Annotated in this window: 21 protein-coding genes; 7 read left to right on the top strand and 14 right to left on the bottom strand. The window is 71.6% G+C overall.

The features are described from left to right. Nucleotides 1–16: 16 nt before the first annotated feature. Nucleotides 17–949, bottom strand: a complete 933-nt coding sequence (sigJ, locus tag ACZ6I3_RS12765) for an RNA polymerase sigma factor SigJ (protein ID WP_469414151.1) — start codon at nucleotides 947–949, stop codon at nucleotides 17–19. A gap of 151 nt (nucleotides 950–1,100) precedes the next feature. Here sigJ and ACZ6I3_RS12760 point away from each other — a divergent pair, with 151 nt between their 5' ends. The 3 genes from ACZ6I3_RS12760 to ACZ6I3_RS12750 all read left to right on the top strand — a co-directional run bounded on the left by ACZ6I3_RS12760 (nucleotide 1,101) and on the right by ACZ6I3_RS12750 (nucleotide 3,671). Continuing rightward, entirely contained in the window at nucleotides 1,101–1,346 is a 246-nt protein-coding gene (locus ACZ6I3_RS12760) for a hypothetical protein (protein WP_469414150.1), read from the top strand. Nucleotides 1,347–1,349: 3 nt separating this feature from the next. Next, complete coding sequence (locus ACZ6I3_RS12755) at nucleotides 1,350–1,727, top strand: toxin Doc (RefSeq protein ID WP_469414149.1); 378 nt, start codon at nucleotides 1,350–1,352, stop codon at nucleotides 1,725–1,727. Nucleotides 1,728–2,042: 315 nt separating this feature from the next. Then, nucleotides 2,043–3,671, top strand: a complete 1,629-nt coding sequence (locus ACZ6I3_RS12750; protein WP_469414147.1) for an RICIN domain-containing protein — start codon at nucleotides 2,043–2,045, stop codon at nucleotides 3,669–3,671. A gap of 40 nt (nucleotides 3,672–3,711) precedes the next feature. Here ACZ6I3_RS12750 and ACZ6I3_RS12745 read toward each other — a convergent pair whose 3' ends face one another. The 4 genes from ACZ6I3_RS12745 to ACZ6I3_RS12730 form a co-directional block, all read right to left on the bottom strand. Further along, nucleotides 3,712–4,881: a lactate 2-monooxygenase gene (locus ACZ6I3_RS12745; RefSeq protein WP_469414145.1), complete on the bottom strand. Its 1,170-nt coding sequence runs from the start codon at nucleotides 4,879–4,881 to the stop codon at nucleotides 3,712–3,714. Between the two features lie 76 nt (nucleotides 4,882–4,957). After that, entirely contained in the window at nucleotides 4,958–5,650 is a 693-nt protein-coding gene (locus tag ACZ6I3_RS12740; RefSeq protein WP_469414143.1) for an alpha/beta fold hydrolase, read from the bottom strand. Further along, nucleotides 5,647–7,275 (bottom strand): purine-cytosine permease family protein, encoded by a 1,629-nt coding sequence (locus ACZ6I3_RS12735; protein ID WP_469414141.1) that lies wholly within the window; start codon nucleotides 7,273–7,275, stop codon nucleotides 5,647–5,649. The genes ACZ6I3_RS12740 and ACZ6I3_RS12735 overlap by 4 nt, the downstream gene beginning before the upstream one ends. A gap of 205 nt (nucleotides 7,276–7,480) precedes the next feature. After that, nucleotides 7,481–8,038, bottom strand: coding sequence for a hypothetical protein (locus ACZ6I3_RS12730; RefSeq protein ID WP_469414139.1), 558 nt, complete (start codon nucleotides 8,036–8,038; stop codon nucleotides 7,481–7,483). A gap of 324 nt (nucleotides 8,039–8,362) precedes the next feature. On the opposite strand from ACZ6I3_RS12730, the gene ACZ6I3_RS12725 reads away from it, so the two are divergent. After that, entirely contained in the window at nucleotides 8,363–8,797 is a 435-nt protein-coding gene (locus ACZ6I3_RS12725; RefSeq protein ID WP_469414138.1) for a protease inhibitor, read from the top strand. A 155-nt stretch (nucleotides 8,798–8,952) separates the two neighbouring features. Here ACZ6I3_RS12725 and ACZ6I3_RS12720 read toward each other — a convergent pair whose 3' ends face one another. From ACZ6I3_RS12720 to ACZ6I3_RS12700, 5 genes are read right to left on the bottom strand one after another with little or no spacing between them, the layout of a single operon-like run. Continuing rightward, nucleotides 8,953–9,159, bottom strand: coding sequence for a CDGSH iron-sulfur domain-containing protein (locus ACZ6I3_RS12720; protein ID WP_184587059.1), 207 nt, complete (start codon nucleotides 9,157–9,159; stop codon nucleotides 8,953–8,955). Next, nucleotides 9,140–9,793 carry a HemK2/MTQ2 family protein methyltransferase gene (locus tag ACZ6I3_RS12715; RefSeq protein ID WP_469414136.1) on the bottom strand — a complete coding sequence of 218 codons (654 nt, stop codon included), beginning with the start codon at nucleotides 9,791–9,793 and terminating at the stop codon, nucleotides 9,140–9,142. The genes ACZ6I3_RS12720 and ACZ6I3_RS12715 overlap by 20 nt, the downstream gene beginning before the upstream one ends. A 21-nt stretch (nucleotides 9,794–9,814) precedes the next feature. Further along, nucleotides 9,815–10,828 (bottom strand): iron-containing redox enzyme family protein, encoded by a 1,014-nt coding sequence (locus ACZ6I3_RS12710; RefSeq protein ID WP_469414134.1) that lies wholly within the window; start codon nucleotides 10,826–10,828, stop codon nucleotides 9,815–9,817. 41 nt (nucleotides 10,829–10,869) lie between these two features. Further along, complete coding sequence (locus ACZ6I3_RS12705) at nucleotides 10,870–11,058, bottom strand: hypothetical protein (protein WP_469414132.1); 189 nt, start codon at nucleotides 11,056–11,058, stop codon at nucleotides 10,870–10,872. Between the two features lie 46 nt (nucleotides 11,059–11,104). Then, the gene (locus ACZ6I3_RS12700) at nucleotides 11,105–12,112 is read right to left on the bottom strand and encodes a Ppx/GppA family phosphatase (RefSeq protein WP_469414131.1); all 1,008 of its coding nucleotides are present in this window, start codon (nucleotides 12,110–12,112) and stop codon (nucleotides 11,105–11,107) included. 144 nt (nucleotides 12,113–12,256) lie between these two features. On the opposite strand from ACZ6I3_RS12700, the gene ACZ6I3_RS12695 reads away from it, so the two are divergent. Continuing rightward, nucleotides 12,257–12,598 carry an ArsR/SmtB family transcription factor gene (locus ACZ6I3_RS12695; RefSeq protein WP_469414129.1) on the top strand — a complete coding sequence of 114 codons (342 nt, stop codon included), beginning with the start codon at nucleotides 12,257–12,259 and terminating at the stop codon, nucleotides 12,596–12,598. A gap of 6 nt (nucleotides 12,599–12,604) precedes the next feature. Continuing rightward, a complete protein-coding gene (locus ACZ6I3_RS12690; protein WP_469414128.1) occupies nucleotides 12,605–13,132 on the top strand; it encodes an SRPBCC family protein in 528 nt (175 codons plus the stop codon). Nucleotides 13,133–13,136: 4 nt separating this feature from the next. Here the strand turns inward: ACZ6I3_RS12690 and ACZ6I3_RS12685 are convergent, their stop codons facing one another. From ACZ6I3_RS12685 to ACZ6I3_RS12670, 4 genes are all read right to left on the bottom strand, one after another. Next, entirely contained in the window at nucleotides 13,137–15,959 is a 2,823-nt protein-coding gene (locus ACZ6I3_RS12685) for an NHLP bacteriocin export ABC transporter permease/ATPase subunit (protein ID WP_469414126.1), read from the bottom strand. 1 nt (nucleotide 15,960) lies between these two features. Then, nucleotides 15,961–18,189 carry an NHLP family bacteriocin export ABC transporter peptidase/permease/ATPase subunit gene (locus ACZ6I3_RS12680; protein ID WP_469414123.1) on the bottom strand — a complete coding sequence of 743 codons (2,229 nt, stop codon included), beginning with the start codon at nucleotides 18,187–18,189 and terminating at the stop codon, nucleotides 15,961–15,963. After that, a complete protein-coding gene (locus ACZ6I3_RS12675) occupies nucleotides 18,186–18,992 on the bottom strand; it encodes a biotin/lipoyl-containing protein (protein ID WP_469414122.1) in 807 nt (268 codons plus the stop codon). The genes ACZ6I3_RS12680 and ACZ6I3_RS12675 overlap by 4 nt, the downstream gene beginning before the upstream one ends. A gap of 116 nt (nucleotides 18,993–19,108) precedes the next feature. Beyond that, complete coding sequence (locus ACZ6I3_RS12670; protein WP_184587045.1) at nucleotides 19,109–19,324, bottom strand: type A2 lantipeptide; 216 nt, start codon at nucleotides 19,322–19,324, stop codon at nucleotides 19,109–19,111. Nucleotides 19,325–20,073: 749 nt separating this feature from the next. On the opposite strand from ACZ6I3_RS12670, the gene ACZ6I3_RS12665 reads away from it, so the two are divergent. Continuing rightward, nucleotides 20,074–21,480 (top strand): S1 family peptidase, encoded by a 1,407-nt coding sequence (locus ACZ6I3_RS12665; RefSeq protein ID WP_469414121.1) that lies wholly within the window; start codon nucleotides 20,074–20,076, stop codon nucleotides 21,478–21,480. Nucleotides 21,481–21,497 lie beyond the last annotated feature (17 nt).

The raw sequence follows: 21,497 nt of genomic DNA, 5'->3' as shown, positions 1-21,497 counted from the left end.
GGCCGGCACCGGACGTTCACGCCTCCTCCCTGGGCACGTGGGCGAGCTTGTCCGGATTGGCCACGACATAGATGCCGCGCACCCGGTCGCCCTCCGGGGTGAGGTCCAGCACCAGGACGGCGAACGGCGCGTCCCCGTCGAACAGCACGGCGGCGTCGTCGCCGTTGACGCGGCGGTAGCGCCAGACGGGGTTGCGCGGACCGCCGCGCCCGGAGGTGAGCAGGCGGGCCACCTTGTCCCGGCCGTGCACCGGGCGCAGGCTCGCCGGCCTGCGTTTGCCGCCGGCGTCCGTCCACGCCGTGACGTCCGGCGCGAGGACCTCCATCAGCGCGGCGATGTCCCCGCCGAGCGCCGCCCGCACGAACCGCTCGGTCGCCTCCCGCCGCACCCGCGGATGCGCCTCGTAGCGCGGCCGCCGCGCGTGCACATGCTCCCGGGCCCGGTGCGCCAACTGCCGTACGGCGGCGGGGGAGCGGTCGATGACCTCCGCGATCTCGGCGTGCGGGTAGCCGAACACCTCGCCCAGGACGAACACGGCCCGCTCCAGCGGGGTCAGCGACTCCAGGACCACCAGCATCGCCAGCGACACCGACTCGGAGCGCAGGGCGGGCCCGTCGGCGGTGTCGGCCTCGCCCTCGGCGACCAGGGGCTCGGGCAGCCATTCGCCGACGTACGTCTCCCGCCTGCGGCTGATCGTGGCACGGCGGCGCAGCGCGTGGTTGACCGCCACCCGCACGAGATAGGCGCGGGGGTTGTCGACGCCGGCCAGGGGAGCGCCGCCGCCGCGGGCCGTCCAGGACAGCCAGGTCTCCTGCAGGACGTCCTCGGTGTCGGCGACACTGCCGAGCATGTTGTAGACGACGCCGAACAGCAGCTCGCGATGGTCGACGAACACCCCGGTCGCCTCGTCGACCGGGGCGCCGGTGCCGGGTGTGGTGATCTCGGTCATGCGTGGTCCTCCCGGAGACGGTTCACCACTGAGACCGGGGCGGGGACCCGGAATGTGACATCGCCGGGGTGCACCCGCTGCCCGGTACCGTCAGATTCCTCTCTGACCTGGTGATATTTACGAGTCAGTACCCGAGCGGTACCTTGAGGGCATGCCAGCTCTCAACGTGGAGTTCAGCGACCGCGAACTTGAGGACCTGCGGCAGATCGCCAAGGAGCGCGGTACGTCGATGAAGGCGCTCGTGCGGGAGGCGGCCGCGGCCGACATAGCGCGCCACCGGGCGCTCCAGGAGGGCGCGGAGGCCTTCCGCAGGTTCTTCGCGACCCACGCCGACGAGTTCGCCGCCGCCTTCCCCGACGACGAACAGCCCGCGAAGGACGAGGGGCGGGCCGCCTGACCGATGGCACCCGTCATCCATATCGACGTGCCGTGGCTGCTGCAGCGCCATGAGGAGGTCCTGCCGGACCAGCCCACCGTCAACGACTTCTCCGCGCTGGTCGCCGCCGTCGCCCGGCACCGTGTGGACCCGCCGCGCCTCGGGGTGAACTCCGACCCGGCCTGGCGGGCCGCCGCGCTGCTGCACACCCTCGCCGTGCTCCGGCCGCTGCCCGCGGCCAACGCACGCTTCGCCTGTGCGACGGCCGTGGCGTACATGTTCGTCAGCGGCGTCGGCATCGACCCGCCCTACGGCGCCCTCGTCGACCTCGCCCGCGACCTGATGTCCCACACGACCGACGTCTACGGCGCGGCGGACCGGCTGCGGTCCTGGCAGATCTGACCCGATTCACACAGGGCGCACGGAAATGTCGAAAACGGGTGCGAGCGATGAACGCGCGTTCCCCGTTTCTGACTTTCTGTCAATGGGCCGGATGTTGCACGGGCGCCTTGTTGGTCGTGTGGGGGTTGTGCAAGAGTGAAACACACGTGCGGGGGGAATGGCCGGGTGTCGCACGTGATTTGTGGACCGGGTCCGATTCGCCGCCGGTGAATTCGCACCTCCCGCGCCGCGCCAGAAAAGGTTCGCACCAACCGGGCTCCTTTTTCGGCGGCAGGACTTCTGTGTGTCACCTGCGCGTGGGAAGGAACCATCTCAGTGCCCACCCCCCACCCCCCTCGTCCCGCGTATCCCCCGCCCGGCGGGGATCCCGGGGAATCCGATGAATCACTCGCCGCCCCGCTGAGAGGCACCCCGGAGGGCGAGGTCGCCGCCCATTCCGTCGCGATGCTGACGGCGCGGCACTGGCAGCCGGTGCACGACTACGCGGTCATCTGTCTCGCCTCGTCGGCGCAGGTCGCCGCCATGGTCACCGGGACCGCATTCCACCGGACCCTCAACCGCGTCGCCTTCGGCGACTCGGCCGTCGCGCTGCGCCCGGTCCTTCTGGTGACCGTGCGCGACACGATCAGCGAGTGGTCCGGCGACGATCGAATATCCGCCGTACTGCCGGCGCTGCAGAAACCGGCCGGAGGGCGGGGGCTGCGCGCGGCGACGTCCATGACGCCCGAAAACCGGGCACTCGCGGAGCGGGCATTCCAGGCACTTCCCGCAGCCGCGCGCTGTTTGCTCTGGCATGTCGAGGTCGAGGCAGATCCTTTAAGCGTCCCCGCCGGCCTGCTGGGCATGGACACCGACATCGCGTCGGCCGCCCTCGAACAGGCGCGTGACAAATTCCGTGAAGGTTGTGTACATGCCCATCGCGAACTCGCGCCGACCCATGATTGCCGGTTCTACAACCGCCTCCTCGACGTCCCGATCCGCCGGGGCGGCGCACTGCTGCCGGACGTGCAGCAGCATCTGGCGGAGTGCCGCTACTGCCGGAACGCCGCCGAACAACTGAGCCATTTCGAGGGCACTCTCGGCCCGTTGATCGCCGAAGCGGTGCTCGGCTGGGGCGCGCGCCGCTACCTCGACTCGCGTCCGGGCCGGGCCGCGCACGGTACGCGCGGCGGTCGCGGCGGCCGGCGCGGCGGCGGACGGTCCGGGAACGCGCGCCACCGTCTGCTGTCCCGGATCCCCATGCCCGCCCGCCGGGTCCCGGGCGTCCGGATCCCGGACGCGCTGCGGTCCTCCCGGGCGCTGCTCTCGGGCGTCGGAGCGGTGTCGGCCGGGGTGCTGGCGACGGTGCTCATCATCAGCGCGTCGTCGTACGACGGCGGCCAGGCCGACCCGGCGGGCTCCAACAGCGCCGCCGGCGGCAACGGCGGCGGGTCCGCGACACCGCCGGACACGGCCGTACTGCCGACGGCCCCGGGCGTGACGCGGCTGCGCAACGCGGGCGCCGACCTGTGCCTCGACATCCGGGACCTGCCGAAGGAGGGCTCCGGGGCGAAACTGGCCTCGTGCTCGACGGCGTGGACCCAGCAGTGGACGTACGAGAACGACGGGCTGCTGCGCAGCGTCGCGGATCCCGGGCTGTGCCTGGACTCGCACAAGGACGCCGGTGTCGTCGTCCTCGGCACCTGCGCCGAGGAGGACGCCGAGCGGGGTGAGGACGTGCGCTACGACCTCACCGTGCAAGGGGAGTTGCTGCCACGCTGGGACGAGCAGCTCGCCCTCTCCTCCACCAACGACGACCCGGACGCCGACATCGTCGTCAAGGTCCGCGACCGGTCCGACGAACAGCGCTGGCAGCCGGAGCCCGTGCCCACGGCCGCGGGCGCCCTGTCGATCGCGGAGGAGCCCGTCCCGACCGCACGGCAGGTGACAGCGCCGAACCGCTGAACGGCCGAGCGGTGCACTCGGCCTCGCCCCCGCCCACGCCTCAGACCGGCTCCTCCGTCAGATCGGCCGGACCGACCGTCGAAGGCGTGGCATGGCCCGACAGGGCCAGGGTGAGGTCGAGTTCGGCCAGCAGGCAGCGGATGACGTGTTCGACGCCGGGCTGTCCGTCGAGGCCGAGACCGTAGACGTACGGGCGTCCCACGAGCACCGCCCGCGCGCCCAGCGCGAGGGCCTTGAAGATGTCGTCGCCGGTGCGGACGCCGCTGTCGAAGAGGACGGTGAGCCGGTCGCCGACGGCGTCCACGACACGGGGCAGCGCGTCGGCGGCGGCCACGGACCCGGCCACCTGGCGGCCGCCGTGGTTGGAGACGACGACGCCGTCCATGCCCGCCTCCGCGGCCAGCCGCGCGTCGTCCGGGTGCAGGACGCCCTTGAGGACGATCGGGCCGTCCCAGTTCTCCCGCAGGAACGCCAGGTCCGGCCAGGACTTGGCCGGGTCGGAGAACATGCCGACGAAGTGCATCACGGCCGCGTTCGGGTCCTCGTGCACCGGCTTGGCCAGACCGGCCTGGAAGGCCGGGTCCGAGAAGTAGTTGGCCGTGCCGACGCCGTGCAGGAAGGGCAGATACGCCTGGTCGAGATCGCGGGGCCGCCACGACAGCAGCTGGGTGTCCAGGGTGACGACGAGCACGCTGAACCCGGCCGCCTTCGCCCGGTTCAGGAAACTGCGGGCCACTTCCGGGTCCTTGGGCCAGTACAGCTGGAACCACCGCTCGGCGTCGCCCATCGCCTCGGCGACCTGCTCCATGGGCGTGCTCGACGCGGACGACAGGATGTACGGCACGCCCTGCGCCGCGGCGGCCCGGGCGGCGGCGGGTTCGGCGTCCGGGTGCATGATCGACAGCACGCCGACCGGCGCCAGCGCCAGCGGGGCGGGCAGGGCGCGGCCCAGCACCTCGACCGACAGATCCCGTGCGTGCACGTCCCGCAGCATGCGCGGCACGATCCGGCGACGCTCCAGGGCCGCCCGGTTGGCGCGGGCGGTGCTGCCGTCGCCCGCGCTGCCCGCCACATAGCCGACCGGGCCGGGCCCGAGCCGCTGTTCGGTCAGCTCCTCCAGCCGGGTCAGATCGGTGGGCAGGCGCGGCACGGCACCAGTCATCCCGTTGAGATAGATCTCGTACTGGAAGTCGGCCCAGTGCTTCGCCATGTCGTCCGTCCCGCCTCTCGTCGCTGAGAACGCGCAGTACGCCGACCATACCGACCGGTAGGCAGGACGGGAGTGATCAGGGCCGGGTCGCCGACTCGTGCAGGACGCGTGCAAGTTCGCGCGGCCTGGAGAACATCGGCCAGTGGCCGGTGTCCAGCTCGATCAGCTCCCAGCACTCGCTCTTGAGCAGCTCGGCCACCACGGGCATCGGCTCCTCGCCGTCGAGCAGGCACTTGACGTACGTCACCGGAAGCGCGCCGAGGTCACCCCGCAGCACGGCCGGTTCGGTCGCCGTGGCCCCCGGGTGCGGGGTCGAGCCGTTCACGATCCGGGCGATCTGCTCGTCCGTCAGATCCTGTCCCGCGTAGTCGGGCGCGGTCAGCGGCGGCCAGAAGCCGCTCGCGGCGATCGCCTCCCGCACCGGCTCGCTCGGCCAGCCCGAGAGGGCCGGCTCACCGTCGACCGGGACCATGGCGTCGACGAACACCACACGCCGCAGCCGGTCACCGATCCGCTCGGCCGCCTGCCCGACCGGGACGCCCGCGTAGCTGTGCCCGACCAGGACGACGTCCCGCAGCTCGAGCCGCTCGACCTCGTCGACGATGTCCCGCACGTGCGTCTGCTGCCCCGCCGGCAGCCCTTGTTTCTCGGCGAGGCCCGACAGCGTCACGGCATGCACGTCGTGCCCGGCGGCGCGCAACTCGCCCGCCACCTCGTCCCACGCCCACGCCCCGAGCCATGTCCCCGCCACCAGTACGAAGTTCGTCATGCCGGCAACGTAGCCGAGGGGTCCGACAACGCCCCCTCGGCGCCGGGCCCCGTGATCGGCGGCACCGGCACCTCGACGGTCCGGGCCAGCCGGGCGCCCTCGGGGCCGTACACCGCCCGGGGTTCGGGGAACAGCCACAGCAGCGCCAGGAACAGCACCGCTGCCACGGCGAGCGACAGCGGCAGGCTGATGTCGACACCGCCCGCCAGACCGCCGAGCGGGCCGACGAACTGCCCGGGGATGTTGGTGAAGAGCACGCCGAGCACGGCCGCCACCCACCAGGCGGTCATGCCCCGCCAGTTCCAGCCGTGCGCGAACCAGTAACGGCCGCCGCGCTGACGGCGGTTGAAGACCTGGAGCGCCTCCGGGTCGTACCATCCGCGCCGCGTCCAGTAGCCCAGCATCATCACGACCATCCACGGCGTGGTGCAGGTGATGATCATCGTGGCGAAGGTCGAGATGGAGCGTACGAGGTCGAGCCCGAACCGGCCGGCGAAGATGAACGCGATCGACAACGCGCCGACCAGCAGCGTCGCCCGGACCCGGGACAGCCTCGGGAACACGGACGAGAAGTCGAGCCCGGTGCCGTACAGCGCCGTCGTGCCCGTCGCCATGCCGCCGATCAGCGCCAGCAGGCAGACCGGCAGGAAGAACCAGCCCGGGGAGATCGCGAGCAGCCCGCCCACGAAGTCGGGGGCCGCCGGGTCGACGTAGTCCGGCGCCTTGTCCGCGATGATGCTGGCGGTCGTCAGGCCGAACAGGAACGGCAGCAGCGTCGCGAGCTGCGACAGGAACGCGGCCCCGACCACCCTCCGGCGCGGGGCGCTCGCCGGGATGTAGCGCGACCAGTCACCGAGGAACGCCCCGAACGACACCGGGTTCGACAGCACGATCAGCGCCGCCCCGATGAACGACGGCCAGAACAGGTCCGTCGTCGCCGCGTCCGCCGAGTCGGTGAAGACGCCCGCGTACGACGGGTCGAAGTCCCCCGCGAACGCCACCGCGCCGAGCAGGAACAGTGCGCTCGCCGAGGTCACCGCGATCTTGTTGACGAACAGCATGAACCGGAAGCCGTACACGCACACGGCGAGGACCAGCACCGCGAACAGCGCGTAGGCGACGGCGTAGGACAGGTCGTCCCGGGCGAGTCCGAAGAGCCGGTGCGCGCCGCCGACCAGGGCGTCGCCGGAACTCCACACCGAGAGGGAGAAGAACGCGACGGCCGTCAGCAGGGACAGGAACGAACCGACCACGCGGCCGTGCACACCGAGGTGCGCGGACGACGAGACGGCGTTGTTGGTGCCGTTGACCGGGCCGAACACCGCCATCGGACACAGGATCAGCGCGCCCGCGACGACCCCGAGGAGGGTGGCCGCGAGGCCCTGCCAGAAGGAGAGGCCGAACAGGATCGGGAAGGCGCCCAGGACGCAGGTGGAGAAGGTGTTGGCGCCGCCGAAGGCGAGCCGGAACAGGTCCAGCGGGGTCGCGGAGCGCTCGGCGTCGGGGATCCGGTCGATGCCGTGGGTCTCGACCTCCGTCAGGGACGGGGGAGACGCGGCGGGGGAGGGATGGTCCGCGTCTGAGGGACGGTCGGCGTCTGCGGGGCGTTCGGCCGGCGAGGACAAGAGGGCTCCAGCGGGGAGTGGGGCGGCGGAGCGCGGTGTGACGCGACTGCTGGGCGGACGGCCGCTCGCCGGCGCCGGGGTGTGCGGCGGCGCGCGGATGCCGTCCTCGGGGGTCTGCCGACCGTAAACGATCAAGGGCGGGAGACGCCAGAGGACGGTTCATCCATTCCCGGCGGTCCTGTTGGACGATTCCTCCACTCCTCGGTCATTCCTCGTCGTCAGCGGGCGGCGTGCGGTCCGGCTCGGCGTCCGGCCCCTGCGCCCGCACCCGCTGCACGTGTTCGAGGGAGTCGCGCAACTCCGCGAGCCAGTCGTCCGTATGACGCTGGACCAGTCGCACGCACCAGGCCAGCGCGTCGCTGCGGCTGCGGGCGACGCCGCCGGCGATCAGGGTGTCGAGGACCTGGCGCTCCGGCTGGCGCAGCCGCGTCATCACCGGCGCGGCCACGTGTGTGAAGAGCGCGCGCCGGTCACCGCACTGGACACCCCAGGACACCTTCCGTCCGAACCGGTGCTCGGCCTCCCGGGCCACGGCCATCCGGTCCTCGCGGGTGCGCTCCCGGAACTCCTGCACCCGGCTCTCCAGGGCCGCCTCCCGTTCGGCGTCCGGAGCGTCCTGAGCCAGCCGGGGTTCGGGGACGCGGCCGATCACGGTGATCTCCTCGCGGTCGACCGTGAGCTCGGTCAGTTCCTCGAAGAGGTCGTCGGGAAGGCGGCCGGCGAACCAGCCGCGCAGTTTCTCTCGCTGCTCATTCGTAATCATGTAATGACGATTACTCGACCCGAGCATGAACACAAGGGGTTGCGAAGTGGTCGGCTGAGAGCGGAATCGGAATGTTTCAGGCCTATTAACGAACAGCCCGAAATCGGCCATCTGGCCGCTTCGTGCTCCCGGAGGCCGTGCGGTTACGGGCTTCGCCCGTCCGGATTCCGTAACTTCACGCCACTGATTCAATACGCAATGTTACTGAAACCAGTGGGGTCGATGTGTGTTTCGGCGGTGGACTCGGCAGACTCGCGCTCGCCGATCCGGCACCGACCGAGCATGGATCGGCACACCCTGTAATCGAGCGGAAGGATGCACACAATGCGGAACACCGCGCGCTGGGCCATGATCCTCGGCATGACGGCCACCGCCGTCTGCGGACCCCTCACCGGGGCCGCGCTCGCCAGTCCGGGTCAGGCCCCCACCGCGCTCTACGCCCCGTCGGCCCTCGTTCTCACGGTGGGCCACGGTGAGAGCGCGATCGCCGTGACCCCGGAACGCGCGGTCACCCTGACCTGTGCCCCGAAGCCCGGGGGCACGCACCCGGTCGCCGGCTCGGCCTGTGCGGAACTACTGGGCGTCGGCGGGAACATCGACGCCCTGACCGCCAGGGACGGAGTGATGTGCACCAAGCAGTACGACCCCGTGGTCATCACTGTCGACGGTGTCTGGCAGGGCAAGCGCGTCTCCTATGAGCGCACTTTCTCGAACGACTGCGTGAAGAACGCCCACGGCTCGGGCCTCTTCGCGTTCTGAGACCGGGATCGTGCGGTTCCCGTGAAACAGGCGGCCCGTTGCTGGGGAGCCGGGTTGCCGCAGCGGGGATCCGCGATCTCGTACAAGGGGGCCGGCGGGCGGAGTGGGGCCGCCCGTCGGCCCCCGGGCTTTGTTCCGGGGGCGGGCCCCCCGGGTCACGCCCGGTCGCGGTGGCTCGTGTCGCACCACGGGTAGCGGCGGCTGCGGCGGCAGGTGCACAGGGCCACGCGGAAGCGGTCGGAGCGGACGACGGAGCCGTCCTCCAGCTCCACCTCCACCGGGCCCTCCACCAGGAGCGGGCCCTTGCGCTGGACGGTGACGCGCCGGGGCGGCGCGGACCGGTCAGACGGGGAGTTCGGCACGGACGACCACCAGCTCTTCCTCGTTCTCGGTGGCGGACAGCAGTCCCCGCTGCCGCAGCCAGCGTTCCCGGCCACGCAGCACCGGCCCGAACGTGATCCGGTGCCGGCGGGTCACCGCGGCCTTCAGGCCGGACGCGCGCAGTCGCCCGACGGTCAGCTCCGGGTCGCTGAGCGCCGACTGCACGAGCAGAAGCACCCCGCCCGGACGCAGCAGGGCGGGCGCCTCCCGGCAGATCCGGTCGACGACCAGCCGTCCGTCGGGGCCCGCGTCCCAGGCGCGTGACGCGCCGCGCGGCTTCCCCCCGTCCTCCGGCGCCGGCACGTACGGCGGATTGGCCAGGATCAGATCGAACGACTCCCCGCGCACGGGTTCGAAGAGGTTCCCGTGCCGGATGCGGAGGGGGAGCCCCGCCAGCCGGGCGTTCAGCCGCGTCGCCCACACGGCGCTCCGGGACACGTCCACAGCGGTCACACGGAGACCGCGGCGCGCGGCCGCCAGGCCCAGGGCGCCGGTCCCGGTGCCCACGTCGAGGACCTCCGCGCCCGGGGGCAGCGGCTCGTCGGACAGGGCGCGCGCCAGCAGCTCGGTGTCGTCCTGTGGGGCGTAGACGCCCGGGGGTGCCAGTGGATTCACGCCGGTCGGGTACCCCGACCATCAGGAGATATAGGTCATCTCCTGGGAAAGCGGTGCATGAAGTGACGAACGTGACGCACGCCAGTCGGCGAGCAGCCCGGTGCCGAAGCGGTCCTCGACGAACTCGGTGGCGTCGATCCCGAAGGCGACATCGGGGGCGAGGTGCGGCTCCCGCTCCAGCAGACCGCCGATGACGTCATGGCGCACCACCTGCTCGTGCACCGCGTCGGCCTCGACGTGCTCGTCGTAGAAGTGCTCGGCCGCGGGCCCGGCGCCCGTGCGGCGCATCGCCTCGGCCAGCCGCCGCGACCCGGGCGACGAGGTGATCTCGACCGTCGCGAAGTGGCCGACCAGGGCGCCCCGGAGGGCCCGGTGCAGGCCGAAGAGGGACATGAGGTTCACCGTGACCAGGGCCTCGGCGGTCGCCGCGTCGAGGTAGCGGCCGTAGGTGGTGTCCAGGCCCAGATCCGTCATCAGGTCCGCGTACAGCCGTGCGTGCACACGGTCGGCGCGGCCTCCGCCCCACTCGTCGAACTCCACCGCCGCCATCGCCGCCTTCGCCCGGCCCCACAGCCGCGGCAGCACCCAGGCGTGCGGGTCGGCCTCCTTGAGGTGGTACAGGGAGCGCTGGGCCGCGTACTCGCGCACCTGCCACAGTTCGCCCTCGTCACACAGGAAGTGTGTGACGCCCGTGCCGTGGACGGGCTCGACCAGCAGGCCCCGCAGCGCCTCGTCCACGCTGTCGTGGACCCGGGCGTCGGTGCGCAGCGCGGACAGGAAGCGGTGCTCCATGGCCGCCCGGGTGCGCAGCAGGCCGGGGTCCCACTCCAGCTCCGGGTCCACGCCCGTGAAGCCGCGGTAGTGCAGCTCGTAGCAGAGGTACAGGGCGAGCTGGAGGTCGTCGCCGTACACCTCGGCCCGGGCGATGTCCTCGGGGCGGGGCAGCCGCCCCGCGCCGCGCAGATACGCCTCGACGCCCCTGCTCAGCGGGCCACGCGGGGTGGGCAGGCCCGGTTCGTCGCGGTCATGCTCCATGCGCGCCGGGTACCCGGACAGGGCCGGGCCACCCGCCCGGGTCACTCTCCCTCCGACTCCTCCTGCGCACGCTCGTTCGGTGTGACGGCATCGCCGGCCTCGCCCCGGCGATGCCGCTGCCCGGCGGAGTCCCCGGTGCGGTTCTCGGCGTCCTCGATCTCGCGCAGGACCTCCTCCAGGGCCGTCTCGGGCCGCTCGCCGGAGGTGTCCGGCTTCTCGTCGTGGGACATGAGGGTCTCCTCTCTGTGCTGGGTGTGCCGGTTCCGGCCCTGGTGATCAGTTGGCCGCGGCGGCGATGCGCAGCGGCACCGGGTCAGGAGGGACGGTCTCCTCGTTGTGGCGGCTGACCTCCGCCCACCAGGACGGGCCGTCCTCGATGTGGCGCAGCAGCACGCCCTCGCGGATCGCCCAGGGGCAGACCGTGACGGCCCTGATGCCGGTCAGCTTCATCGCGGTGTGCGCCACCACCGCGCCGGCCAGACTCTGCGCGGCCCGCGGCGCGGAGATGCCGGGCAGGCGCGCGCGTTCGGCGGCGGGCAGTGCGGCCAGCGTCGTGATCGCCTCCCGCAGCCCCGCGCGGTGCAGTTCCCGGTCCACGAACGGGCCGTGGCGTCCGGGCGCGGCGCCGCACAGCCGGCCCAGCTGCTGGAACGTGCGCGAGGTGGCGACCGCGGTACGCGGCCCCTCCCAGCGGATCCGCGCCGCGACGTCCCGCAGTTGGTGGCGGACCCGGCGGCGCAGCGCCCGGACCCGCTCCGGCGACGGCGGGTCCTCGTCCTCGAAGAACTCATGGGTGAGCCGCCCCGCGCCCAGCGGCAGCGATGCCACGAAGTCGGGCAACCGGCCGCGCCCGAAGGCGACTTCCAGTGAGCCGCCGCCGATGTCGAGCAGGGCGAGCGGCCCCGACCGCCAGCCCATCCAGCGCCGGGCACCGAGAAACGTCAGCTCGGCCTCGACCTCCCCCGGCAGGGTGCACAGCTCCACACCGGTACGGGCCCGGACGGTGTGCAACACCTCCTGCCGGTTCGGCGCGTTGCGCACCACGGCGGTCGCGAAGGCCAGCGGGCCGGCCGCGCCCCACCGGGTGGCGGTCCTGCCCGCCTCGGTGACCGCGTCGGCGAGCTGTCCGACCGCCTGCTCAGGGATGGGTTCCCCCGGTGTGACCTGTTCCGACAGCCTGAGTCGCCACTTCGAGGTGTGCACCGGCAGTGGCACACCGTTCTGAGCGTCCGAGACGACGAGTCTGACCGTCTTCGATCCCACATCCACCACGCTGATTCGCATGGGGCGGGGGTACCCAATTACGCGGCGGAGCAACGGAAGTGCGCGCGGAGTACGGCGAAGTCACGCCACCGGACACGGGCACGACGTGGCCCTGAAGCGGTGTATTCCTTGACAGGCATATAACTGCGGGAGCATATTGGAGCAATGTCCGACGCCGCCCTCTGGACCGCCCTCGCCGACCCCCACCGGCGGGGCATCGTCGCGCTGCTCCTGGAGCGGCCCCGGGCCGTCGGTGAGATCGTCGAGGCGTGCGGACTGAGCCAGCCGAGCACCTCGAAGCACCTGAGAGTGCTGCGGGAGGCAGGCCTGGTCCGGGTACGGCAGGACGCGCAGCGCCGCGTCTACGCCCTCGACCCCGGCCCGATCGCCGCGCTCGACGCCTGGCTCGCCCCGTACCGCGAGCTCTGGAACGAGCGCCTCGACGCGCTGGGCCGCCGCCTCGACGAGACGCCGGACACCACGGAACCACCCGCACCGAAGGACTGATCCCCCATGGCAGCCGAACTCACCGGCACCTATCTGACCCTGGACGACGGCCGCCCCGCCGTCCGCTTCACCCGCACCTACGACCACCCCGTCGACCGCGTCTGGCAGTTCGTGACCAACCCGGACGAACTGGAGCGCTGGTTCCCCTCCCGCGCCGAGATCGAGCTGCGCCCCGGCGGCACGGTCCGGTTCAGCGGCGACCCGCACATGGCGGACTCCACGGGCCGGGTCATCGCCGTCGACGCGCCCCGGCACCTGTCGTTCGAATGGGGCGGGGACGAACTGCGCTTCGACCTGGAGGAGACCGAGGACAGGCGCACCCGCCTCACGCTCACCAACGTCCTCCAGGCCCAGGACTCCGCCGCCCGCAACGGCGCCGGCTGGGAAGTGTGCCTGACCGCACTGGACGCGACGGCGCGCGGCGAGCGTACCGCCGGTCCCCATGCCGGGGCCGACGCGCCCTGGCGGGAGCTGTACTCCGCCTACGTCGCGGCCGGGGTGCCCTCCGGCGCCCCCGTGCCGGGACCGGACTGACCACTCACGCCATCTGGCGCCGCACCAGCTCGTGCAGCCGGCCGTTCGTGTCGGCGAGCAGCAGGTCGGGCGGACCCTGCTGGATGACCTTGCCGTCCTCCATCACCACGACCCGGTCGGCGTCCATCACGGTGGACAGCCGGTGCGCGATGACGACCCGGCTCGCGTTGAGCGCCTTGGTGCTCTCGATGACCGTGCGCTGCGTCTCGTTGTCGAGGGCACTGGTCGCCTCGTCGAAGAACAGGATGCGCGGCCGGCGGATCAGCGCCTGCGCGATCATCAGCCGCTGGCGCTGGCCGCCGGAGACGGCGCCGCTGCCCGCGACGATGGTGTGCAGACCCATCGGCATCCGCTTGATGTCCTCGGCGAGGCCCGCCATCTCGGCCGCGGCCATCGCCTCCTCCGGCGTGTACGGCTCGGTGCCGCAGATGACGTCCAGGATCGAGCCGGTGAACGGCTGCGCGTGCTGGAGTACCACACCGCACTGGCGGCGCACCGCCGACTGGTCGAGGGCCCCCAGATCCTGCCCGTCGTACAGCACACTGCCCGACAGTGGCCGGTCGAAGCCGATCAGCAGGCGCAGCAGCGTCGACTTGCCGCAGCCGCTGGGGCCGACGACCGCGACGAACTCGCCCGGCTTCACCTCGAACGACACGTCGTCCAGGATCAGCGGACCGTCGTCCGAGTACCGGAAGGACACCCGCCGCGCCTCGATCGCGCCGGACAGCGGACCCGGCCGCGTGCTCGCGGTACGCACCTCCGGCGTCGCGTCCAGCACCGGCCTGATCTCCTCGAACAACGGCAGCGCGGCCACCGCGGAGACGAACGAACCGGTCAGCTGGGTGACGGAGGTCAGCACCATCGTCACCGAGGTGTTGAAGGTGAGGAACGCGGCCGCCGACATCGAGCCCCGGGCCGGACCCGCCAGCAGCATGAACATCAGCAGCGTGCACAGCGGCAGATACACCGCGCCCAGCACCGCCGAGAGGTTCTTGATGCGGCCGACCTTCTGCTGGAGCTCCCGGCTGCGCGCGAACTCCGACGCCCACGCGGCGTACGCGTAGTTCTCGGCGGCGGCCACCCGCAGCTTGGGCAGGCCGCGCAGGGTCTGGAACGCCTGGTTGTTCAGCTTGTTGGAGAGCACCACAAGACGGCGCTGCCAGCGCACCTGCCACAGTCCCAGCCCCAGGAACACGGCCGCGATGACGACGAGCATGCCGATCGCGGCCATCGCCATCGGCACGCTGAACCACAGCAGCAGCCCCAGGTTCATCGCCCCGATGGTCACCGACTGGGCGACCGTCGGCCCGACTCCCGCCAGCAGCCGGCGGATCGAGCTGATGCCCATCGCCGCGCTGGCCAGCTCGCCGGTGGAGCGCTCCGTGAAGAACCGCGTCGGCAGTCGCAGCAGCCGGTCCCACACGGCCGGCTGGAGCGTGGCCTCGATCCGGCCCTCGATGCGCAGGATGGTGAGGTTCTGCAACAGCATGAAGGCCGCCGCCACCACGCTGCTGAGCATCACCGCCAGGCACACCTGCACGATCAGGTTCGTCTGGGCCTTCGGCACGAACTCGCCGAGCACCTTGCCGGTCGCGATGGGCACCATCGAGCCGATCGCCACCGTGACCAGGCCGCTCAGCAGCAGACCGGTCAGGTCGCCGCGCATGCCCTGCATACAGAACCGCAGCAGCCCGAGCGGGCTGAGCCCCCGCTCGGGCAGCGGGCGGTAGAACATCACCGCACGCGGCTCGAACTCGTCGGCGTTGGCCTTCTCGATCGGCGTCTCACGGCCGGTCGACGGATGGACGGCGACATATCCGCCGCGCCGCCACAGCAACGCCACCGGCGCGCCCGACAGGGCCCGGTGACCCACCAGCGGCCCTACGTTGTCCCGCCACCAGCGGCCGTCCAGGCGCACGGCCCGGGTGCGGACGCGGGAGGCCAGCGCGACCTGCTCGACCGGGTCGAGGCGGTCGCCGCCGGTGCCCTTCTGGGTGGGCTCGGTGATCCTGATCCCGGCCGCCTGGCCGACCAGCTTGCAGGCCGCGTACGAGGCATCGGCATCGGCCGAGGTGGTCCGCTTCGAGGACCGCTTGCCGATGGAGGCCAGCAGCGTCTGGTCGGCCTGGGCACGGACCGCCTCACCGGCCTTGATGCCCTCGGCCGTGCGCGTCTCGTGGGTGCGCTCCAGCTGCTCGATCCAGCGGTCCAGCGTGGTCAGCAGCCGGTACTGCTGGTCGACCATGCTCTGCCACAGGCCCGGGTCCATCAGCAGGTCGGCCGCGGCCTCCGCGCCGTACAGCGAGCCGTACTGCACGCTGCCCGGCGGCACCTGCATCCAGAACACGTCGTCGTCCGTGGGCGCCGCGGCCCGCTCCGTCGCCATCGGCGCCTGGAACAGGATGGACAGACTGCGGCCGACGCCCAGGGCCAGCGCGTACTCCAGCGGAGACGTCGTCGGCGGCACGTACTGCGGATTGCCGTACTCGTCGTACGACCAGGTCGCGGTGTCGGCTGGCTGGTACAGCTCGCGCAGGCCGATCCGGTGCACCACGCAGTCCCGCAGCGGGCGGGCCACCAGCGTGTGCTGAGGGCCGGGCACCGGGCCGAGTACCAGTGAGCCCGGCTCGAGACGGCCGAGGTGATGCCAGTGGCCCTGCTGGCCGGCGTCCACCGCGAACAGGTCCACGGCACCGGAGACGACCAGCCACAGCACCTGCGGGCCCTCCAGGTCGAGACGGTTGAACCCGGCGCAGTCGATGCGCGAGCCCATCTGCCCGAAGGCGCCCAGGACGAGGTCGCCCTCATGTCCCTGAACGGTCGTCATCTCACCGCTCCCTGACCAGCGTGGCGTACGCGCCGCCGCGCGCCACCAGCTCCTCGTGCCGTCCCCGCTCCACGACCGTGCCGTGCTCCAGGACGACGATCTCGTCGCTGTCGCGCACGGTGCTGAGCCGGTGCGCGATCACCACGCAGGCACAGCCGCGCCTGCGCAGGTTGTCCATCACGACCAGCTCGGTCTCCGCGTCCAGCGCGCTCGTCACCTCGTCCAGTACCAGGATGCTCGGCCGGCGCACCAGCGCCCGCGCGATCTCCAGCCGCTGGCGCTGCCCGCCGGAGAAGTTGCGGCCGTCCTGCTCGACCTTGCTGTGGATGCCGCCGGGGCGCCGCGTGACCACGTCGTACAGGGCCGCGTCGCGCAGCGCGTCCTCCACCGCGTCGTCCGGGATCGACGGGTCCCACAGCGCCACGTTGTCGCGGATGCTGCCCTCGAAGAGGAACACGTCCTGGTCGACGAAGGAGACGGAGGCGGCCAGCGCCCCGCGCGGAATGTCGTCGATGCGCTGTCCGTCGATGCGGATCACACCTTCCCACGGCGCGTACAGGCCGGAGATCAGCCTCGACACCGTGGACTTGCCGCTGCCGGAACCGCCGACCAGCGCGACCTGCCGCCCCGGGCCGACCGTCAGGTCGAAGCCGGTGAGCAGGGGCTTGTCGAGCGGGCTGTAGCCGAAGGTGATGTTCTCCAGCTCGACATGCCCCTGGAGGCGGCGCGTCGACCCGTCGCCGGAGTCGGGCCGGCCGTAGAGCGGGTCGGCCTTGAAGTTCTCCACGTCCTTGAGCCGGGCCACGTCGGCCGCGAAGTCCTGGATGCGGCCCGCGACGCCGTTGAGCCGGGTCAGCGGGGCGGTGAAGCGGGCGACCAGGGCCTGGAAGGCGACCAGCAGACCGACCGAGATGTGGCCCTCGACCGCCCGCATGCCGCCGATCCAGAGGATGAGCCCGCTGTTGAGGGTGGCCAGGGTCGGCGCCACCACGCCCAGCCAGGCGCTCGGCACACCGAGCCGCTGCTGCTCCTCCAGCGTGGTGGCGTGCTGCCCGGCCCACTTGCGGAAGTAGCCGTCCTCGCCGCCGGTCGCCTTCATCGTCTCGATCAGCTGGAGACCGGTGTAGGCGGTGTTGGTGAGCCGGGCCGTGTCGGCGCGCAGCTTCGCCGTGCGGGTCGCGCGCAGCCGTACGACCACCCGCATGGCCACGATGTTCAGCAGCGCCACGCTGATGCCGACGAACGTCAGCTGCGGGTCGTAGCTGTACAGCAGCACCGCGTACAGGACGACCACGATCGCGTCCACGCCCGCCGCCGCGAGGTCGCGGGACAGGGTCTCGGCGACCGCGTCGTTGGACTGCAGGCGCTGTACCAGGTCGGCGGGGCTGCGCTGGGAGAAGAACGTCACCGGCAGCCGCAGCAGATGCCTCAGGAAGCGGGCGCTGGAGAGAGTGGAGGAGATGATGCGGCCGTGCAGCAGGTTGGCCTGCTGCAGCCAGGTCAGCACGACGGTGAGCAGCACGCACGCCGCCATCGAGGCGAACAGCACACTGAGCAGCGACGTCTGGTTGCCGATCAGGAACTCGTCGATGTAGGTGCGGCTGAGCGCGGGCACCGCCGCGCCGACCGCCACCAGCAGCAGGCTGGAGAGCACCGCGGCGGGCATCGTGCCCGCGGTGCCGCGCAGCCGGGCGGGCATCGCGCCCAGGACGCCGGGCTTGCGGCCGCCCCGGGCGAAGTCCTCGCCGGGCTCCATGACCAGCACGACACCGGTGAAGCTGCCGTCGAAGTCCTCCATGGGGACGAAGCGGCGGCCCTTGCCCGGGTCGTTGATGTAGACGCCGCGGCGCCCGAAGCGGCGGCCCATGCCGTCGTAGACGACGTAGTGGTTGAACTCCCAGAACAGGACGGCCGGCGACTTCACCTCGGCGAGGGCGGCCAGGTCCATCTGCATGCCCTTGGCCGTCAGGCCGTAGCTGCGGGCCGCCTTGAGGAGGTTGCTGGCGCGCGAGCCGTCGCGGGAGACGCCGCAGGCGATGCGCAGTTCCTCCAGCGGGACGTGCTTGCCGTAGTGGCCGAGCACCATCGCCAGAGAGGCGGCGCCGCACTCGACGGCCTCCATCTGGAGCACGGTGGGCGTACGGACGGTCTTCGCTGCGGCCTTGGGTACCTTGCGCTTCGGCGGGGCCGCGCGGCGCCTGCTCCGGGGCTCCTGTGCGGTGGCGCTCATGGCAGCAGCCAGTCGACGGGACGCTGGTCGGTGAGCCGGATCGAACCCGATGCCATCGTCATCGAGGTCAGCTTGTACGGCGGACCGTCCGCGGACGACCACTTGTATCCGCTCTTCGTGGCGGACGACTTGTCCAGCCGGACCGTCACGGCCACGGGCCTGCCCTTCTTGGTGAACTGCTCGCCGAGCTGGCTGTCCCCCAGGAACGCGGCGATCTGCTGCGGAGACTGGGCGGTGCGGTCCACCGACTTCACATGGCCGCGCAGCACGCCGTACTCCTGGGTCGGCACCGACTGCACGGTCAGATCCACGGAGGCGTCGTCCGGAATGGAGGCGGCGTTCTCGGCGGGGACGTAGAGGGTCGCGTACAACGCGTCCTCGGTGTGGGCGACCTTCTCGACGGCGGCCACGTTCGCGCCCGTCTGGATGATCTGCCCGACGGTCGCGGCGAGCCCGGAGACCCGGCCCGCGTCCAGCGCGCGGACGACGACCTCGCCCTTGGGCGTACGGACCTTCAGCACGGGGGAGTTCGCGGCCACCTGCTTGCCCTGCTTCGCGAGGACCGCGGTGACCTGGCCCGCGACGGGGCTCTGGAGGAGGTAACTGCCCTGCCCGTGCGTGAGGATGGCGGGTGCGCTGACGGTGGAGGCCACCGAGCCGGTCACCGCCCACACCGAGGCGGCCGCCATCGCGACCACGGTCACCGCGAGCACGAGCCAGCCCTGCGGGCGGGCGAAACGCACCGGGAGGTCGAGTTCCTCCGGTGACTGGAGCTTGGCGAGGGCCTGTTGGCGGAACTGCAAGGAACTTCCCTCACCCGTAGAAGAGGTACTTACGGCCGTGACGGAAACGGTCACGGCACCCGAAGAACCCGGAACCGCCGGCTGCGGTTCCGGGAATCAACGGCACAAAGGCTCGATCAGAGGCCGGAGACCAGGCCGGTGACCGGGGCCGTGTTCAGGCCGGTGACACCCTCGACGGTGCCGACGGCCGTGTCGACCACGCCGGAGACCGGGGCGATGCCGTCGACCGTGTCGGTGACGGTGTTGACGGCGTTCACGGACAGGCCGCCGGAGATGGCGTCCAGCTGCGCGTCGGCGATCTCGACGGTCTCAACCTGGGGGGTGGAGTTCATGATGGAACTTCCCTTCATATGGATATCTCACAAGGGGGGAGCGGCCCCCTCTGGGGACAGATGACGGCCGCGACCGCGAGCGCCGGGCACCCGTTTCCGGAGTGCCCTCCGCGGCTCCCGCGATGCGATGGATCAAAGCACGCTGCGGGTCCGCGCTTCCAATCAACCATGCGTCTCACCAGGGAATTTGCGCCCCAGCGGTACCTATTGGTGCAGGAGCGTGCACGTCTTGGTGGCGACTTCTTCACATGCGCCACAGCATCGGCCCATCCGGCGCCTTGCATCCGGAGGCGGCGAATCCGGCACTCCCGCCCCAAAGGCGTGACAGGCACCTCCCGCTTGTGGATAACCCTCCGCTTGGTGACTGGGTTGAGCATTCGATGTGCAGATTCGCTGAAGTCGGGATTCGGCTCGGTGTTCGCGACAGACCGTCTCCGGCCGGATACGGATCGTGTCGGTTCGGCGGGCCGGGGCGAGGGCCGCAGCCGAAAGACCGTCATCAAGCCAGGCGCTGTCCTGGGCCGACGGGGGTCCTCCGCCCGGCCCGCTCGCCCTGACCAGGGAAGTCGTCGACAGGGCGGGTCGGTGCGCGGGCGGCGGGAGTTGGCTGATTCCGCGATGCGAAGGGATCACTTGCAAACGCGATTGAACGCCCCATGCGACCCCTGCGTACCTACAGCCATCCAGGCGCCCCCCAGAAGCTGCCGGACGGCGGCAAGGCTCCGTCCCCCCCCCAGGAGGAGAGAAGTTTGAGTCACAAGCGAATTCCGAAGCGCAAGGCCGCGATAGCGGTGGGCGGCGTGGTGGCGCTGGGCGCGGCCGCGATCCTGCTCCCCAACGCCAACGCGTCACAGGACGGTTCGTCCGACGACGCGGCCGCCGCGCCGAAGACACTGAAGGCGGGCGACGCCTCGGATCTCGCCTCGCAGCTCTCCGGGCTCCTCGGTGAGGCGTTCGGCGGCTCCTACTACGACGGCGACAGCCAGCAGCTCATCGTCAACGTCGTACCGGGTGACAACAACAACGTGATCGTGCAGGCGAAGGCGGCCGGCGCACAGGTCCGCGAGGTCGAGAACAGCTGGTCGGAGCTGCAGAGCGGGGCGCAGACCCTGAAGTCCGACGCGACCATCGCGGGCACCTCGTGGTCGATCGACCCGCAGACGAACAAGCTGCGTGTCACCGCCGACAGCACCGTGACGGGTGCCAAGTGGGACAGACTGGAATCGACGGTCAAGAGCCTCGGTACCGGCATGGCGACCCTCTCGAAGTCCGCGGGCACCTTCAAGCCGTTCGTCTCCGGCGGCGACGCCATCTTCGCGGGCGGCTCGCGCTGCTCCCTCGGTTTCAACGTCACCGCGGGCGACGGCTCGCCCGCCTTCCTGACGGCCGGTCACTGCACCCTCGGCGGCAACGAGTGGTCGGACGCGCAGGGCGGCCAGCCGATCGCCACGGTCGACCAGTCGACCTTCCCGGGCGACGGCGACTTCGCGCTCGTGAAGTACGACGACCCGGCGACCGAGGCGCCCAGCGAGGTCAACACCGGCGACCAGACCGTCCAGATCACCGAGGCCGCGGAGGCGACCGTCGGCCAGGAGGTCTTCCGGATGGGCAGCACCACCGGGCTCAACGACGGCCAGGTCCTCGGCCTCGAGGCCACGGTGAACTACCCGGAGGGCACGGTCACCGGCCTCATCCAGACCAATGTCTGCGCCGAGCCCGGCGACAGCGGCGGCTCGCTGTTCACCCAGGACGGTCTCGCGATCGGCCTGACCTCGGGCGGCAGCGGTGACTGCACGGCCGGCGGCGAGACGTTCTTCCAGCCGGTGACCACCGCCCTGGAGGCCGTCGGCGCGACCCTCGGCGCGGGCGGCGCGGGTGCCGGCGCCGGTGCCGGTGAAGAGGCCGGTGCCGGTGAGGAGGCCGGTGCGGGCGAGGAGGCCGGTGCCGGTGCGGGCGCTGGTGAGGAAGCCGGTGCCGGTGAGGAGGCCGGTGCTGGCGAGGAGGCCGGTGCCGGTGCGGGTGCCGGTGAAGAGGCCGGTGCTGGTGCCGGCGAGCAGGCCGGAGGCGAGGAAGCGGGAGCCGGCGCTGATGCCGGTGCCGGTCAGGACGCCGGGCAGGGCGTCGAGGACAACTCGGGTCTGACCGAGTCCCGCTGACCTGAAAACCGTCGGAG

This window comes from Streptomyces sp. NPDC041940, assembly GCF_055589465.1.
Note: the sequence above shows the minus strand (reverse complement) of the source record. Positions and strands in the feature narration are given on the sequence as shown.

Coding starts and splice junctions, on each gene's coding strand:
- sigJ (WP_469414151.1), bottom strand. CDS start 949: ATGACCGAGATCACCACACCCGGCACCGGCGCCCCGGTCGACGAGGCG.
- ACZ6I3_RS12760 (WP_469414150.1), top strand. CDS start 1,101: ATGCCAGCTCTCAACGTGGAGTTCAGCGACCGCGAACTTGAGGACCTG.
- ACZ6I3_RS12755 (WP_469414149.1), top strand. CDS start 1,350: ATGGCACCCGTCATCCATATCGACGTGCCGTGGCTGCTGCAGCGCCAT.
- ACZ6I3_RS12745 (WP_469414145.1), bottom strand. CDS start 4,881: ATGGCGAAGCACTGGGCCGACTTCCAGTACGAGATCTATCTCAACGGG.
- ACZ6I3_RS12740 (WP_469414143.1), bottom strand. CDS start 5,650: ATGACGAACTTCGTACTGGTGGCGGGGACATGGCTCGGGGCGTGGGCG.
- ACZ6I3_RS12730 (WP_469414139.1), bottom strand. CDS start 8,038: ATGATTACGAATGAGCAGCGAGAGAAACTGCGCGGCTGGTTCGCCGGC.
- ACZ6I3_RS12725 (WP_469414138.1), top strand. CDS start 8,363: ATGCGGAACACCGCGCGCTGGGCCATGATCCTCGGCATGACGGCCACC.
- ACZ6I3_RS12710 (WP_469414134.1), bottom strand. CDS start 10,828: ATGGAGCATGACCGCGACGAACCGGGCCTGCCCACCCCGCGTGGCCCG.
- ACZ6I3_RS12705 (WP_469414132.1), bottom strand. CDS start 11,058: ATGTCCCACGACGAGAAGCCGGACACCTCCGGCGAGCGGCCCGAGACG.
- ACZ6I3_RS12700 (WP_469414131.1), bottom strand. CDS start 12,112: ATGCGAATCAGCGTGGTGGATGTGGGATCGAAGACGGTCAGACTCGTC.
- ACZ6I3_RS12695 (WP_469414129.1), top strand. CDS start 12,257: ATGTCCGACGCCGCCCTCTGGACCGCCCTCGCCGACCCCCACCGGCGG.
- ACZ6I3_RS12690 (WP_469414128.1), top strand. CDS start 12,605: ATGGCAGCCGAACTCACCGGCACCTATCTGACCCTGGACGACGGCCGC.
- ACZ6I3_RS12685 (WP_469414126.1), bottom strand. CDS start 15,959: ATGACGACCGTTCAGGGACATGAGGGCGACCTCGTCCTGGGCGCCTTC.
- ACZ6I3_RS12680 (WP_469414123.1), bottom strand. CDS start 18,189: ATGAGCGCCACCGCACAGGAGCCCCGGAGCAGGCGCCGCGCGGCCCCG.
- ACZ6I3_RS12670 (WP_184587045.1), bottom strand. CDS start 19,324: ATGAACTCCACCCCCCAGGTTGAGACCGTCGAGATCGCCGACGCGCAG.